16 protein-coding genes and 1 tRNA gene are annotated in these 14,872 nt (G+C 30.0%); 12 read left to right on the forward strand and 5 right to left on the reverse strand.

What is annotated here, in order from left to right:
* Window positions 1-96: 96 nt before the first annotated feature.
* Genes H0I29_RS08585 through H0I29_RS18430 form a run of 3 tightly spaced genes read left to right on the forward strand, consistent with a single transcriptional unit; the run spans window position 97 to window position 1,452 of the window.
* Entirely contained in the window at window positions 97-603 is a 507-nt protein-coding gene (locus H0I29_RS08585; protein WP_218732390.1) for a DUF4920 domain-containing protein, read from the forward strand.
* Window positions 604-638: 35 nt separating this feature from the next.
* Entirely contained in the window at window positions 639-1,310 is a 672-nt protein-coding gene (gene mnmD, locus H0I29_RS08590) for a tRNA (5-methylaminomethyl-2-thiouridine)(34)-methyltransferase MnmD (RefSeq protein WP_218755098.1), read from the forward strand.
* Window positions 1,311-1,320: 10 nt separating this feature from the next.
* Window positions 1,321-1,452 carry a hypothetical protein gene (locus H0I29_RS18430; RefSeq protein WP_262887957.1) on the forward strand — a complete coding sequence of 44 codons (132 nt, stop codon included), beginning with the start codon at window positions 1,321-1,323 and terminating at the stop codon, window positions 1,450-1,452.
* Between the two features lie 133 nt (window positions 1,453-1,585).
* Here the strand turns inward: H0I29_RS18430 and H0I29_RS08595 are convergent, their stop codons facing one another.
* Both H0I29_RS08595 and H0I29_RS08600 read right to left on the reverse strand, forming a co-directional pair.
* Window positions 1,586-2,767 carry a glycosyltransferase gene (locus tag H0I29_RS08595; RefSeq protein ID WP_218755099.1) on the reverse strand — a complete coding sequence of 394 codons (1,182 nt, stop codon included), beginning with the start codon at window positions 2,765-2,767 and terminating at the stop codon, window positions 1,586-1,588.
* On the reverse strand, window positions 2,764-3,681 hold the full coding sequence (locus H0I29_RS08600) for a flippase-like domain-containing protein (protein ID WP_254712731.1): 918 nt from the start codon (window positions 3,679-3,681) through the stop codon (window positions 2,764-2,766). The genes H0I29_RS08595 and H0I29_RS08600 overlap by 4 nt, the downstream gene beginning before the upstream one ends.
* A gap of 106 nt (window positions 3,682-3,787) precedes the next feature.
* Between H0I29_RS08600 and ruvC the strand changes: the two genes are divergently transcribed.
* The 3 genes from ruvC (at window position 3,788) to H0I29_RS08615 (ending at window position 6,326) form a co-directional block, all read left to right on the forward strand.
* Window positions 3,788-4,342, forward strand: a complete 555-nt coding sequence (gene ruvC / locus H0I29_RS08605) for a crossover junction endodeoxyribonuclease RuvC (protein WP_218732394.1) — start codon at window positions 3,788-3,790, stop codon at window positions 4,340-4,342.
* Window positions 4,342-5,469 carry a radical SAM family heme chaperone HemW gene (hemW, locus tag H0I29_RS08610; protein ID WP_218755101.1) on the forward strand — a complete coding sequence of 376 codons (1,128 nt, stop codon included), beginning with the start codon at window positions 4,342-4,344 and terminating at the stop codon, window positions 5,467-5,469. The genes ruvC and hemW overlap by 1 nt, the downstream gene beginning before the upstream one ends.
* A 107-nt stretch (window positions 5,470-5,576) precedes the next feature.
* Window positions 5,577-6,326 carry a cyclase family protein gene (locus H0I29_RS08615; protein WP_218732396.1) on the forward strand — a complete coding sequence of 250 codons (750 nt, stop codon included), beginning with the start codon at window positions 5,577-5,579 and terminating at the stop codon, window positions 6,324-6,326.
* A gap of 269 nt (window positions 6,327-6,595) precedes the next feature.
* Here the strand turns inward: H0I29_RS08615 and H0I29_RS08620 are convergent, their stop codons facing one another.
* A complete protein-coding gene (locus tag H0I29_RS08620) occupies window positions 6,596-7,579 on the reverse strand; it encodes a magnesium and cobalt transport protein CorA (RefSeq protein WP_218732397.1) in 984 nt (327 codons plus the stop codon).
* A 75-nt stretch (window positions 7,580-7,654) separates the two neighbouring features.
* Here H0I29_RS08620 and H0I29_RS08625 point away from each other — a divergent pair, with 75 nt between their 5' ends.
* The 5 genes from H0I29_RS08625 to H0I29_RS08645 all read left to right on the forward strand — a co-directional run bounded on the left by H0I29_RS08625 (window position 7,655) and on the right by H0I29_RS08645 (window position 11,489).
* Window positions 7,655-8,023, forward strand: coding sequence for an MmcQ/YjbR family DNA-binding protein (locus H0I29_RS08625; RefSeq protein ID WP_218755102.1), 369 nt, complete (start codon window positions 7,655-7,657; stop codon window positions 8,021-8,023).
* A 12-nt stretch (window positions 8,024-8,035) separates the two neighbouring features.
* Window positions 8,036-8,290, forward strand: a complete 255-nt coding sequence (locus tag H0I29_RS08630; RefSeq protein WP_218732399.1) for a DUF3781 domain-containing protein — start codon at window positions 8,036-8,038, stop codon at window positions 8,288-8,290.
* 19 nt (window positions 8,291-8,309) lie between these two features.
* Entirely contained in the window at window positions 8,310-8,858 is a 549-nt protein-coding gene (locus H0I29_RS08635) for a 5-formyltetrahydrofolate cyclo-ligase (RefSeq protein ID WP_218755103.1), read from the forward strand.
* Between the two features lie 52 nt (window positions 8,859-8,910).
* The gene (ade, locus tag H0I29_RS08640) at window positions 8,911-10,533 is read left to right on the forward strand and encodes an adenine deaminase (protein ID WP_218755104.1); all 1,623 of its coding nucleotides are present in this window, start codon (window positions 8,911-8,913) and stop codon (window positions 10,531-10,533) included.
* Window positions 10,534-10,892: 359 nt separating this feature from the next.
* Entirely contained in the window at window positions 10,893-11,489 is a 597-nt protein-coding gene (locus H0I29_RS08645; protein WP_218732402.1) for an alkylphosphonate utilization protein, read from the forward strand.
* 390 nt (window positions 11,490-11,879) lie between these two features.
* Here H0I29_RS08645 and H0I29_RS08650 read toward each other — a convergent pair whose 3' ends face one another.
* Window positions 11,880-13,268, reverse strand: coding sequence for a dipeptidase (locus H0I29_RS08650; RefSeq protein ID WP_218755105.1), 1,389 nt, complete (start codon window positions 13,266-13,268; stop codon window positions 11,880-11,882).
* A gap of 105 nt (window positions 13,269-13,373) precedes the next feature.
* Between H0I29_RS08650 and H0I29_RS08655 the strand changes: the two genes are divergently transcribed.
* Window positions 13,374-13,455 (forward strand) — tRNA-Leu (locus tag H0I29_RS08655).
* A 340-nt stretch (window positions 13,456-13,795) separates the two neighbouring features.
* Here the strand turns inward: H0I29_RS08655 and H0I29_RS08660 are convergent.
* Window positions 13,796-14,845 (reverse strand): reverse transcriptase domain-containing protein, encoded by a 1,050-nt coding sequence (locus tag H0I29_RS08660; protein WP_218755106.1) that lies wholly within the window; start codon window positions 14,843-14,845, stop codon window positions 13,796-13,798.
* Between the last annotated feature and the right edge of the window lie 27 nt (window positions 14,846-14,872).

Here is a 14,872-nt window from a genome sequence, read left to right on the forward strand (position 1 = left end):
AATGTACATAAAATATTCATCGGACGATATAACTAATCATTGCTTTTACTCATTAAAATATGTACTTTTGTTCGATACTCAATAAATTTAGAAAATATGAAATATGTAATATCCTTTTGTTTGGTTATTTTACTTGGTTTTACGGCATGTAAAGAGGGCAAGAAAGCAAACAATGAAACATCAGAACCAAAACAAGAAGTGGTTTATGAATCTTTCGGAGAGAAAATTGAATTAGATAATGCAATTACTTCAGAAGAGTTATTAGCTAAATTTATAACCATGAAAGCTGGTGATACTATTAATGTGAAATTTGCATCTAGTATTAAAGAAGTTTGTTCTAAAAAAGGATGTTGGATGAAGTTGCCTTTAAGCGAAGAAACAGAAACAATGGTTCGTTTTAAAGATTATGGTTTTTTTATGCCTTTAGATTCTCAAGGAAAAGAAGTCGTTTTAAATGGTAAAGCATTTGTACAAGAAACATCTGTAGAAGAATTGCAACATTACGCAGAAGATGCAGGGAAAACTAAAGAAGAAATAGCACAAATTACCGAGCCTAAAAAAGAATTTACTTTTGAGGCTGATGGTGTTTTAATGAAAAAATAAGAAATTAGTTTCAATAAGTAATAAGTCTACATATTTTGAAAAGAGAAATTCTAATAACTTCCGATGGTTCTACAACCATTAATCTACCTGATTTAAATGAACAATATCATTCTAAAAACGGTTCCATTAATGAGTCTTACCATGTTTTTATTAATAGCGGATTAAAGTTAGTTGCAGCAGAAGAAGTATCTATCTTAGAGATTGGTTTTGGTACAGGTTTAAACTGTTTTATTACTTATTTAGAAGCAAAAAGAAATATAAACTATGTTGGTGTAGAGGCATATCCTGTTACTGCAGAAGAGGTAGAGAATATGAATTTTATTTCTGTTTTAAAAGCAGAAAAAGAAAGTGCTTTGTTCGATAAAATGCACGCTGTTTCTTGGGAAGAAAAGCATCAGATTTCAGATCGTTTTTCGCTAACAAAAAGAAAACAATTTTTTGAAGATATCGAAGATAAAGATGCGTTTAATTTAATTTATTTTGATGCTTTTGGTGCTCGTGTTCAGCCTCAATTATGGACAGTAGAGATTTTTCGTAAAATGTTTGAAGCATTAAAAGAAAACGGAGTTTTAGTAACTTATTCGGCAAAAGGAAGCGTTAGAAGAGCTATGCAAGAAGTTGGTTTAACAGTAGAGCGTTTGCCTGGACCTCCAGGAAAAAGGGAAATGTTAAGAGCAACTAAAATAACTACAAAAAATAACGATTAAAAAAAATAAGATGGAATTCAAAAGAAAATTTGGAAGACAAAAGCAATCAAAACCTACAAAAGGACTTTTTTTAATTGCTGTTTTAGCTTTCGTTTTAATTCTTTGGTTCAAAGCCGAAGATATTATGAATGCATTATTTTAATTTTTTAGAAGCTATTTCCTGCTTTTCGCACTCGCTTTTTTTATCCTGAAAAAGGATAAAAAAGAGCTCAGACAATTGCTGCAATCAGGGCTAAACCTGTTTGCAGACTATATTCATTTACCTAAAGTAGAAATTATTTTTTAAAACGTCTTCCTTTCCAATTGTATTTAAAAAAGAGAGATTTAAAAATAACCAGAAGGCTAAAAAAAGGATATAAAAAACTCGCAAAAAGATACCATTTATAAAAATGTTTTTCCTGTTTAAAAAACTGAATTGTTGGTAAGAATAAAAACAAATCAATAATTAATTTTAAGACAAAAGGGATAAAAAGTATTTCTAAGCTTCCAAGCAATAAATAGTAAACTATAATAAAGTTGGTCAGTAAAACTAGCAAACCAATTAACTTTACTTTTAAAGAACTAAAATTACCCGTTTTTGCAGCCCATCGTGTTCTTTGGTTCACTAAACCACTCCATGTTTTTACAGGAAAAGTAGTAACAATTGCTTCTTTAGATTTTAAATAAAACACACTTTTTTTATCAGCAATTATAAATTTTTCAAACAGAAAAACATCATCTCCGCTGGCAATATTGTTGTTACCTTCAAAACCGTTTAGTTGCAGAAAAGTATCTTTTCTGTAAGCAAAGTTTGCTCCATTACACAAAAAAGGAAAATTCATTCCAAAACCACCCATAGTAGTTCCTTGCATACTCATAAAATCTAATAATTGAAACTGTTCTAAAAAGTTGTTTTTAGCTTTGTAGTTTACAGGAGCAACTATCATTTTTGCATTATTATTCTGAATAAAGCTATCTAAGCTTTTTAACCAATTTTTAGGTAAAATACAATCTGCGTCTGTGGTAACAATCCAATTGTTTTTTGAAAGAGAAATTGCGGTAGTAATAGCGTCTTTTTTTGGTGAGTTGGAAGTTCTATTGTTTTTTATGATGCGAATGTCAGTTCTAGTGATTTCACTTTTTTGCGAAATTGTATCGAGAACTTGTTGGTCTCCTGAGGTTTCTCCTTGTTCTTCGTTTGAAATGATAAATTGTTGAATTATTTTAACAGAGTTATCCGTAGAAGCATCGTCAACCAAAATAAACTCTACCAATTCTTTTGGGTAATTCAACTCTGCGATTGATTTTAATAAAATAGGTAGGTTTTCAGCTTCATTTCTAAAAGGAATAATTACTGAAAATAAGGCTTTATTTACTGATGCTGATTTTTTAAATTCTTTAACTTTTTTAAAGCCAATTGCCAACCAAAGAATTAGAATAACATAAAAAGTAAATATGAAAATTAGTAGCCAAATCATTTTGTAAAACTAGGTTTAAAAGTTAACACAAAATAACTACCAATAATTGCAGGTAAAACAAAATTTAAAATCCACATTAAAGTGGTTGTAGATAGAATGATAAGAGGTTCTATGTTGAAAAATGAAAATATCCAAATAGCTACAGATCCTTTTAAAACAACATCAAATAAAGATAACATTGGTATTGTAGAAGCAATTAAGTATACAGAGGTAATTGACGAAATTGCATCAACATAAGAAATATCAACATTAAAAATGAGTAATAAATAGTAAAACTGATGTGAGAAAACCAAGAATCTAAACATTGATAAAACAGCAACTTTTATATTTAGTGCTAAAGGTATGTTTTTTATAAAACTTCTTGCTTTTTCAAAAGTAAAACCCTTAAAATTAAGTCTTTTGAGTAGAAATAATAAGAAATATATTACAATAAATACTAAGAGTAAAACTTTTAAAATTTGATAAAGATCAACATCAATTTTATGGCTAAGAACAAAATAACAGAAACCTATACTTCCAAAAAATAAGGTCATAAGCATTTGATAAAAGTTACCTACTAAATTTAAACCTAATATTTGCTTTCTATGTTGCTTTTTAAAATACAGTGCTTTTGCTCCGTATTCCCCAATTCTGTTGGGTGTAATTAAAGAAGTTGTTAATGAAGCTAAGGATTGCTTTGTGGCTTCAATAAAAGAGATTTGTTTTACATGATCGACAAGTGATCTCCATTTCAAGATTTCTAAAAACCAATTCAATAATGGGAAAACAGATAGAAAAAATATGTTTTTGATGGAGAAAATATCATTTTCTATTAATTTTTTATAAAAAACAACAAATTTTAGCTGCTCGTTATCAATTAGTTTTGTGTAAATAAAATATCCGCAACCAATTACAATCGATAGTTTTATTATCAACCAAAAGAATTGTTTAGATTTGTATGAAAGCGAATTATACATGGTTTGCAAAGTAACAAATAATCATCAGTAAGTTTGGTGATAAAAACAAAAACAATCTACCACTTTGGCGATAGAAAAAATTATTTTAGGTATTGACCCTGGGACTACAATTATGGGGTTTGGTGTGATAAAAATTGTAGGTAAAAAGATGGAATTTATTCAAATGAATGAATTAATCTTAAAAAAATACGATGACCATTACCTGAAATTAAAGCTTATTTTTGAACGTACAATTGAACTGATCGACACATATCATCCAGATGAAATTGCAATTGAAGCACCTTTTTTTGGGAAGAATGTACAATCCATGTTAAAATTGGGTAGAGCACAAGGTGTTGCGATGGCTGCAGGTTTATCTCGTGAAATTCCGATTACAGAATATTTGCCGAAGAAAATAAAAATGGCAGTTACGGGAAGTGGAAGTGCTAGTAAAGAACAAGTTGCTTTGATGTTAAAATCACTTTTAAACTTAAAAACATTGCCAAAAAACTTAGATGCAACGGATGGTTTGGCAGCTGCAGTTTGCCATTTCTATAATTCAGGAAAGGTAGTTGGAGGAAAGAATTATACAGGTTGGGCTAGTTTTGTGAAACAGAATGAAAAGAGAGTTAAAAAATAATGTCCGGAATCTACATTCACATACCGTTCTGTAAACAAGCATGTTTTTATTGCGACTTTCATTTTTCTACTTCATTGAAGAAAAAAGAAGATATGATTTTGTCTTTAATTAAAGAGATTGAAATTAGAAAAGACGAGTTAAAAAATACCATTATAGAAAGCATTTATTTTGGAGGCGGAACTCCGTCTGTTTTAAATACAGATGAAATTCAAGTACTGATTGATGCGGTTTATAGAAATCATACAATAATTGAGAACCCAGAAATTACGTTAGAAGCAAATCCGGATGATTTATCCGAAGAAAAAATAATAGAACTTTCTAAAACACCAATAAATAGATTAAGTATTGGCGTGCAATCGTTTTTTGAAAAAGATTTAAAACTCATGAACCGTGCGCATAATTCTGACGAAGCTAAAAAATGTCTTGAAATTGCAACACAATATTTTAGTAATATTTCTGTCGATTTAATTTATGGAATTCCAGATTGTACAAATGATGAGTGGAGAGATAATATACGAACTGCATTGAGTTTCGGAATTCCACATATATCTAGTTACGCCTTAACGGTCGAGCCAAAAACGGCACTAGCAACATTAATTAAAAAGGGAGAAATTAAAAATGTGGATGATGAAAAAGCAGAGGAACAATTCCATATTTTAATTGAAGAATTAAAGAAAGTAGATTTTGTGCATTACGAGTTGTCTAACTTCGGAAAAGAAGGCTTTTTTAGTCAGAATAATTCTTCTTATTGGCTAGGGAAACCATATTTAGGTATTGGTCCTTCGGCACATTCGTTTAATGGAATCCAACGAAGTTGGAATGTAAGAAATAATGCAAAATATATAAAAGCTATTCAAGAAAATACACTTCCTATAGAAAGAGAAACACTTACAAAAACGGATGGTTATAATGAATATATTATGACAGGTTTAAGGACCATTTGGGGAGTTTCTATAGAGAAAATAGAAAAAGATTTTGGCGGTAAATATGTAAAGTATTTAGAAAAACAAGCCAAAAAACATTTAGAACAAGAATTATTGATTATTGAAAACCGAGTTTTAAGAACCACTCCAAAAGGGAAGTTTTTATCAGACGGAATTTCTTCAGATTTATTTATGGTCAATTAGTTTTTTATTAATGTTAAATGTTTAGATTATATCTAACATAAAGAAAGAAAACTTATATTTGAGTTTGAAGTAAAAACTAAAAATTACGCAAATAAGGTCGGCAAAATATGAAAGCGGTAATAGAGTACAATTCAAGAAAAATAGAAATAAACGTTTCGGAACCTTTAGATATTTCAATTCCTATTGATATGAATAAAGGAAAAGTAAATGCTTGGGGAATTGATGACCCTAAAATTGAAGTAGAAAAATTTGATGATTATGAAGTAAGTGTAGCAAATGGTGCTGTGGTTAACTTTAATAGCATCCAGTTTAATCCGCATTCTCACATAACTCATACAGAATGTGTTGGGCATATTACCAAAGAAGTACACTCTGTGAATCAACATTTAAAATATTTTATTTTTTTAGCAGAAGTAGTTACTATTGCTCCTCTGTTTCATAATGGAGATTTTTTAATTGGAGTGAAGCAATTAAAACATGCTTTACGAAATAAGAAAAGAGATGCTATTGTAATTCGTACTTTACCTAATTTAGATGAAAAAAAGAGTATGAAATACTTTAATACGAATCCAACTTATTTATCTGAAAAAGCTGCAATTTATTTAAAAGAAAAAGGAATAAAACACTTGTTAATTGATTTACCTTCTGTAGATAAGGAAAAAGATGATGGTAAGCTTTTATCGCACAATGCTTTTTGGAATACTAGTGGTAAATTAAGAATGGATGCAACCATTACAGAATTTATATATGTGCCAAATACTATAGAAGACGGTGAGTATTTATTAAACTTAATGATTGCACCATTCGAAAATGATGCAACGCCTAGTAAGCCTATTTTGTATAAAATTATAAAGTAGATTAAGAAAAAACCAAGATGTTATTAAATGAAAAAAGTTAATTTAAAACTTGTTAAGGTTTTAGGATTATCTGTGTTGTCTTTTGGTTTTTATTTTATGATATCGAATTCCGACAAGATAAATTCTATTATAAATACACTGCTAAAAAGTAATTCCAGCAAAGGATTTGGAGTTTATATAGTCATTTATTTAGTGAAATGGTTTTTGTTGATTTTCGGTGTAATATCTTTAATTGTAGTTGTTTCTAGATTTTTTATTAAAAAAGAGCATTAAAACCACTTTTTACGTTTAAAATACCAAACAGAAACTATGGTAACTATTGCCATAACACCCAATAAAATAAAATAACCATATTTAGTTTTTAATTCTGGAATGTTTTCAAAGTTCATTCCGTAAATTCCTGCTAAAAAAGTTAAAGGTATAAAGATTACAGACAAAATAGTAAGCGTTTTCATTACCTCATTTAAACGGTGTCCTTGAATACTAAAAATTAGGTTTATTTTACTTTCTAATTCTTGCAATTCAAAATCGATATTAGAAATTAGGTTATTGGTTTGTTCTTTTAACTCATTAAAGTATTTTACATTAAAATCTTTAATTTCTATTTTTTCTAATTTTATAATGGTATCTCTTAAACTTAAGGTTGCTTTTTTAAAATTGAATAATTCTTGCTTCCTTTTTTCTACTAAAGAAGTAAATTCTGGAGTTGGTTTTATGTGCGTAGAATTTAGTTTATCTGCGCTTAAATCTGCATTTGCTTCATAGGTGTCTTGGTAGTTATCAATTATAGACTCTAATATTAAATATAGTAAATAATCTGTTTTTTTCTTTCTAACAATACCTTTGTTACCTTCTAAACGCTCGCGGATCCAACCAAAATAATCTCCATGTTTTTCTTGAATAGACCATAAAAAGTCTGAAGAAACAATAAAAATCATTTGTTCTGAATCTAATTTCTGACTTTGGGTAATTAAAACTCTGGTGGTTATAAATAGCAAATTATCTAATAAAATTACCTTATTAGGGTGTTCTTCATCGCTTAATAATTTTATTAAAAAATCGTCTAATTTATTTTGATAAATTACTTTTTTATAGGCATCATGAAACTGTATTCCATACGTATTTAACCATTTAGTGGTAGCTGTATTTTCTGAAAAAACAATTTCTGAAATTCCATTATAAGTTGTTTTTTCGTAGTTCTTTGCAGAATAACTAATTATGGAGGTGTTGTCTAAAAAATCATTTTCAGTCATAAAAAAGTTGTAATTTTGGTTTATAAAGATACTTTTTAAATCTTAATAATAAAGGTTATTTTAATAATTGAGCGAATGCATATAGAGCAATTAAGAGATTTTTGCATTTCTAAAAAAGGAGTAACAGAACATTTTCCTTTTGATGAGGTAACGTTAGTTTTTAAAGTGATGGATAAAATGTTTTTATTAACAAGTTTAACTTCTTGGGAGAAAGTAGAAGCTAAAATCAATCTAAAATGCAATCCAGAAAAAGCAATAGAATTAAGAGAGGAGTTTGAAGGGGTTACTGCAGGGTATCATATGAGTAAAAAACACTGGAACACTGTTTTATTAAATTCTAGTGATGTTTCAGATGATTTGGCAAAAGAACTCATCAATCATTCTTACGATTTGGTGGTAAAAGGATTGACAAAAAAACTTCAAAAAGAATTAGAAGAATTATAGCTTTCTGAAATGATGGAAAACAATAAAAACGAAATTTTAGAAAAACATTGTTACACCGAATTGGTATATCAACGGATAAATAAAAAGTTAAAAATAGCTTTATCTAAGGATGAAACTGAGAATTTCATCAGAAAGGTTTTAGAAGAAACAGTTATAGAAAACTACCTTAAAAAAGGAAAGAATTTTTATATTTCTAATAAAGATTATAATGTTAGGATTACTGTAAATTCTAATACTTTTAGAATTATCACGGTAGATAGAATTTAAAATATAGAATTTTTCAATAATGAAAAAGCAAGAACTTAGAAAGATTTACAAACAGAAACGAAACGATTTAACTGAAAGTCAAATTCAAGAATTTCAAGAAAATATCTACGAACAAATTTACGATTTAGAAATTGTTGGTATTAGAAATGTACACATGTTTTTGTCTCTCACAAAGTTTAAAGAAATAGAAACACAACCAATTATTAATTACTTCAGAAGCATAAAAAAACGAATTGTGGTTAGTAAATCTAACTTAAAAAACAACACACTTTCTCATTTCTATTTAGAAGAAGATACGGTTTTAGAACAAAATAAATACGGAGTTCCAGAACCTGTAAATGCAGAACAAGTAGATGAAAAGGAACTAGATCTTATTTTTGTTCCGTTGTTAATTTCTGATGAATTAAATTACAGAGTTGGTTACGGAAAAGGATTTTACGATCGTTTTTTATCCAACTGTAAAGAGGATGCAAAATTTATTGGGCTCAATTATTTTAAGCCCATTTATCAAATTGAAGATTCTAACGATTTTGATATTCCGCTACATCAAGTAATCTATCCTAAATAAACTTTAAATCGCCTGTAATTCTTTGTAAATTTGTTTTAGAAACAGAAAGCAAATGATTGTACAAGGAAACATAGTTGATATACAGAACAAAAGAATTTACAAAGGAGAAATTGAACTTGTGAACGGAAAAATTTCGTTTGTAAAAGAAGTAAATCACAACCAAGAAAACTACATTTTACCCGGTTTTATAGATGCACATATTCACATAGAAAGTTCTATGTTGGTTCCTTCGGAATTTGCTAAAATTGCTGTAAAACACGGTACAGTTGCAACAGTTTCTGACCCGCATGAAATTGCCAATGTTTTAGGTGTAAAAGGTGTTGAGTTTATGATTGAAAACGGAAAGAAAGTTCCGTTAAAATTCAATTTTGGTGCGCCAAGTTGTGTGCCAGCAACGTCTTTTGAAAGTGCCGGAGCAATAATAGATGCTGATGATATTAAATTGATGATGGAAAACCCAGATATTAAATATCTGGCGGAAATGATGAATTATCCCGGTGTTTTATTTGATGATGCTGAGGTTTTAGCTAAGATTCAACATGCTAAAAATAACAACAAACCCATTGATGGTCATGCGCCAGGTTTAAGAGGTGATGATGCTACCAAATATATTGCAGCCGGAATTTCTACAGATCATGAGTGTTTTTCTTTTGATGAAGCTTTAGAGAAGTTACAGAAAGGAATGAAAGTAATTATTAGAGAAGGTTCTGCTGCCAAAAACTTCGAAGCTTTAATCGATTTATTACCAGAGCATTTCGAAAATATGATGTTTTGTTCAGATGATAAACACCCAGATGATTTATTGCTGGGGCATATCAATCAACTTTGTGAAAGAGCCGTTGCAAAAGGAATTGATGTTTTTAAAGTCTTGCAAGCAGCATGTGTAAATCCTGTAAAACATTATAAGTTAGATGTTGGACTTTTAGAAGAAGGAGACGATGCAGATTTTGTGGTGGTAGATAGTTTAGAAAAATTCAATGTTTTAGAAACCTATATAAACGGAGAATTAGTTGCTAAAAATGGTAAATCTTTTGTAAAACAGGTAGATTTTGAAGTATTGAATAACTTTAATACGGATAAAAAAGAAGTTACTGATTTTAGATTTGAATCTTCATCAGAAAAAATTAGAGTAATTGAAGCTTTAGATGGCGAATTGGTTACCAATCAAATTGAAGCAGATGCTTTAATTGTTGATGGGAATTTAGTTTCAAACACAGAAACTGATATTTTAAAAATGACAGTTGTTAATCGTTATCAGAATGATGCACCTGCAATCGCTTTTATTAAAAACTTCGGAATAAAAGAAGGTGCCATTGCAAGTTCTGTTGGGCACGATTCTCATAATATTATTGCAATCGGAGTTTCTGACGAAGCAATTTGCAAAGCGGTAAATTTAATTATCGAAAATAGCGGTGGAGTTTGTGCTGTAACTGATACGGAAGAAAAAATAGTTTCTTTGCCAGTCGCAGGAATAATGTCTGATAAGCCAGCTGAGGTTATCGGTAAAGCGTATGCAGAACTAGATACAATGGCAAAAGAAATGGGTAGTAAATTAAGAGCGCCTTATATGAGTTTGTCTTTTATGGCATTGTTGGTAATTCCTGCTTTAAAGTTGTCTGACAAAGGTTTGTTTGATGGAAGTACTTTTAAATTTACTTCTTTAGAGGTTTTTTAGGGGTTTCAAAATAACAAGTTTTAAAGTAATAAAGTTTTTAAGCCTAATATGTAATTTCGACTATAGGAGAAATCTCATAAGGTTGCTCAGTTTTGGGTTGTCAATGTTATGTCACTTCTCATTCTTAGAAGTGACAATTTGTTTGGTTATAGCAATACGTATGCAAACAAGTCTAGCCCTGATTGAAGCAATTGTTTAAGCTCTTTTTTATTCCTTTTTAGGATAAAAAAGCGAGTGCGAAAAGCAGGAAATAGCTTCACGTTAAAATTTTATCAAATTCTTAATTTAATGCTCACTTCTTTGGTTTTTAATTAGCTTTTTTCGTTAAAATATGTACATTTGTACAACAAAAATAAATTATGAGTTTACAAGAAGATTTAGAAAATAGAAGTGGAAATAAATGCGAATTATGTACATCAACAACCAATTTATCAATTTATGATGTAAAGCCAACAATTACTGGTGGAGGTGGAGTAGATGGTAGCGTATTGGCTTGTGAAACTTGTATTACTCAAATAGAGAATCCAGAAGAAACAGATGCAAATCACTGGCGTTGCTTAAACGATTCTATGTGGAGTGAATATAGAGGTGTAAAAGTGGTTGCGTGGAGAATGTTGTCTCGTTTAAGAGCAGAAGGTTGGCCACAAGACTTGTTAGACATGATGTATTTAGAAGATGATGATTTACGTTTTGCTAAAGAATCTGGAGATCATTTAGATGATAGTGAAAAGATTATTCACAGAGATGCAAACGGTGCAATCTTAGAGGCTGGAGATTCTGTAGTTTTAATTAAAGATTTAAAGGTAAAAGGATCTAGTATGGTTGCTAAACAAGGTACTGCAGTGCGTAGAATATCTTTAGATCATGAAAATGCTAAGTTTATAGAAGGTAAAGTAGGACCAACTCAAATTGTAATTATTACAGATTACGTTAAAAAGATGGCAGAAAAAGAGTAATCTTCTGTTATTTTTAGCGCAGTAGAGTAGTTGGGCGTTTCCTTTCAGGTCGCGCTTTTCACTGTATCTTTTTTCTAAAAAGAAAAAAGGATGCCGTTTCAATCGCTAACGCGCATATTTGCTAATAAATTGAGTTTAAATTTTCTTATTTACAATTTTTAAGAAATTAGACCTTTACATAAAAAAACCTCGATGTATCGAGGTTTTTTTATGTCTATATTATGCTAACTTTAGTTCTTTTTACTAATTATATATACAGCACCAGAACCCTCTTTATTCTTTTTTATTTTTACAAAAAAAGCGAGTGTGAAAAGCCTGACGCAATTATTTTTTCAAATAATTGGGGAATGCCTAAAAAAAATCCGCTCATTGCTGAACGGATTAATTATTTTATTTAGACATCTCTGTAAAATATTTATAGAAATAAGGAATCGTTTCAATCCCTTTTAGGTAATTCCACACTCCAAAATGTTCGTTAGGTGAGTGAATGGCATCAGAATCTAAACCGAAGCCCATTAAAATAGTCTTGCTTTTTAAATGTTGCTCAAATAGGGCAACAATAGGGATACTACCACCGCTTCTTTGAGGAATAGGTGTTTTTCCAAAGCTGGTTTCGTATGCCTTACTTGCAGCTTTATACGCAATATTGTCTATTGGAGTTACATATCCTTGTCCGCCATGATGGGGTTTTACAAGAACTGTTACCGATTTAGGAGCAATGCTTTCGAAATGTTTTTTGAAGAGTTCTGTAATTTCTTTCCAATCTTGATTTGGCACTAATCTCATAGATATTTTAGCAAATGCTTTGCTTGCAATTACTGTTTTTGCACCTTCGCCAGTATAACCACCCCAAATTCCGTTTACGTCTAAAGTTGGTCTAATTGCGTTGCGCTCGTTGGTAGAATAACCTGCTTCCCCATGAACATCGTCAATTTTTAAAGCATCCTTATATTTCTCTAAAGAAAAAGGAGCTTTTGCCATTTCTGCTCTTTCTTCGGTAGATAATTCTTCTACCTTATCGTAAAAACCAGGAATGGTAATGTGGTTGTTTTCATCATGTAAAGAGGCAATCATTTTGGTTAAAATATTGATAGGATTTGCAACTGCACCTCCGTATAAACCAGAATGTAAATCTCTGTTTGGTCCTGTAACTTCTACTTCTACATAACTTAAACCACGTAAACCTGTTGTAATTGAAGGAATGTCATTCGCAATCATTCCGGTATCTGAAATTAAGATTACATCATTGGCTAGTTTTTCTGTATTTCTTGGTACAAACCAAGCCAAACTTTCAGACCCCACTTCTTCTTCACCTTCAATCATAAACTTTACGTTACAAGGTAGGTTTCCGGTAGAGGTCATGTATTCTAATGCTTTTACATGCATATACATCTGTCCTTTATCGTCACAAGCACCTCTTGCAAAAATGGCTCCTTCTGGATGAATTTCTGTATTTTTAATCACTGGCTCAAATGGAGGAGAGGTCCAAAGTTCTATAGGATCTGCTGGTTGAACATCATAATGACCATAAACTAATACGGTTGGTAAGTTCTTATCGATGATTTTTTCTCCGTAAATAATAGGATATCCTGGAGTTTCGCACATTTCTACGTTGTCGCAACCTGCTTTTTTTAAACTATCTAAAACAAAGTCAGCTGTTAATAGAACATCTTTTTTATATGCCGAATCTGCACTTACAGAAGGGATTTTAAGCAGTTCTATGAGTTCGTTTAAGAAGCGTTGTTTGTTGTCTTTTATGTAAGATTGAATAGTATTCATAAAATATATTTTTATTTCTTCATCAAAAGTAGAAAAATTATTATGAACTGCTTTGCAGTTTGCAAGGAATGTTTATATTTGCAGCCCAATTAAATTGGAAAAGTTGCAGGCGTGGTGGAATTGGTAGACACGCTAGACTTAGGATCTAGTGCCGCGAGGTGTGAGAGTTCGAGTCTCTCCGCCTGTACAATTAACCCTCTAATCGTTTGATTTAGAGGGTTTTATTTTTTCAGGTGTCAATATAGGTGTTAATTGCATGTGTAATAAAGTGGTTTTGATTTACTGTATTTAAAACTAATTTCTTGAATTTTAAAAATGTTTTTACACTTATTTCTTCTTGTTTATATTCTTTAAAAGAATAATTTTAAGAATATAGTTCAGTCAAATTGATAATAAATTTTACTTATTCAATCGATTATAAACTTTTTTCAACATTTAACACGTCTCTAATTTGTGGTTTTTCCAAAAGTGTTATTGCATCAGATTCTAAATATGAAAATTTCAAATAAAGTAGAATCAAAATTTAATTAATCTTTCATTTCAAATAATTTTGTTCTTATTTCAAGAGTCTTTTTATCTTTTGGGTTTATAAAAACGATGTAGTTTGCAATTCCAAGTAAATGACTAACATAATTAGCTTTAGTACATTTTATTCTAGCCAAATGATTTTCTAAACCGAATTTCTCTATATAATACATTGCTTGTTTCAATTCATCACGCTTTTTTCTAGGTACTTGAATTTTTTGATTTACAATAATACCAGAAATTATTTGTTGTTGATTACGTTTTTTTTCTATTGTTTTGTCTTCATTTAGACTAAGGTCTAACTTTTGAAGCTCATTTGAAACTAACTCAACAAATTCTGCTTTATTAATTTCACCTGAAAAAGCTATATCATCTGCATATCTTGTATACTTTACTTGTACTTTCTTTCCTCCTATAAATTTAGGTTTACAATATTTCGCAATTTCATTATCAAAAGGAAGCATTAATATATTTGAAATTCTAGGACTAGTAGGCGCTCCTTGTGGTAGACTATTATTTAAAGTACATATTCTAGACAATAAATTAGAAACTAAAGGAGAATAACCTTTATCAATAAATAACCTTTCAACTTTATCTGATGTGATATTATTGAAAAAGTTTTCAATATCCATGGTAAGAACAACATTCTGATTTTCATGATACTTTACGTGGTCTTTAATGCTCCTATTGAATGTATATGCCTTTGCATAAGCACTAATTGGCATGTTATTAAGAATATTATCTAAAACCCACTTTTGAATCTCTTTTAAACTTGGTAAAGGTTCATTAATAACTCTTGAACTACCATTCTTTTTAGGAATAGAATATTTTCTGTAAAAAAATTCAGTACCATTAGTTTTTATAGCCCTTCTAATAAATTTAGTGCTATAACCAACATGAGCTGCAAAATGCGAAAGATTATATATAATAGGAAGCCTCTTATTAAAAAGAGGTTCTGCATAAACTAAACATTTATTTAATTCATCAGCAGAATAACCAGATTCTAGAGCTTTTTTAGTAAACTCTTTTTTGTAAATATTAAATGTATTCATAATATTATTTTCCTTATGAACAGGGGA

Source organism: Polaribacter sp. R2A056_3_33, assembly GCF_019278485.1.
In the GTDB taxonomy this organism is placed as follows: domain Bacteria; phylum Bacteroidota; class Bacteroidia; order Flavobacteriales; family Flavobacteriaceae; genus Polaribacter.

Bases quoted from the DNA above. Each gene is read 5' to 3' on its own strand.
- H0I29_RS08585 (WP_218732390.1), top strand. From the start codon at position 97: ATGAAATATGTAATATCCTTTTGTTTGGTTATTTTACTTGGTTTTACG.
- H0I29_RS18430 (WP_262887957.1), top strand. From the start codon at position 1,321: ATGGAATTCAAAAGAAAATTTGGAAGACAAAAGCAATCAAAACCTACA.
- H0I29_RS08595 (WP_218755099.1), bottom strand. From the start codon at position 2,767: ATGATTTGGCTACTAATTTTCATATTTACTTTTTATGTTATTCTAATT.
- hemW (WP_218755101.1), top strand. From the start codon at position 4,342: ATGTCCGGAATCTACATTCACATACCGTTCTGTAAACAAGCATGTTTT.
- H0I29_RS08615 (WP_218732396.1), top strand. From the start codon at position 5,577: ATGAAAGCGGTAATAGAGTACAATTCAAGAAAAATAGAAATAAACGTT.
- H0I29_RS08620 (WP_218732397.1), bottom strand. From the start codon at position 7,579: ATGACTGAAAATGATTTTTTAGACAACACCTCCATAATTAGTTATTCT.
- H0I29_RS08625 (WP_218755102.1), top strand. From the start codon at position 7,655: ATGCATATAGAGCAATTAAGAGATTTTTGCATTTCTAAAAAAGGAGTA.
- H0I29_RS08630 (WP_218732399.1), top strand. From the start codon at position 8,036: ATGGAAAACAATAAAAACGAAATTTTAGAAAAACATTGTTACACCGAA.
- H0I29_RS08635 (WP_218755103.1), top strand. From the start codon at position 8,310: ATGAAAAAGCAAGAACTTAGAAAGATTTACAAACAGAAACGAAACGAT.
- ade (WP_218755104.1), top strand. From the start codon at position 8,911: ATGATTGTACAAGGAAACATAGTTGATATACAGAACAAAAGAATTTAC.
- H0I29_RS08645 (WP_218732402.1), top strand. From the start codon at position 10,893: ATGAGTTTACAAGAAGATTTAGAAAATAGAAGTGGAAATAAATGCGAA.
- H0I29_RS08650 (WP_218755105.1), bottom strand. From the start codon at position 13,268: ATGAATACTATTCAATCTTACATAAAAGACAACAAACAACGCTTCTTA.
- H0I29_RS08660 (WP_218755106.1), bottom strand. From the start codon at position 14,845: ATGAATACATTTAATATTTACAAAAAAGAGTTTACTAAAAAAGCTCTA.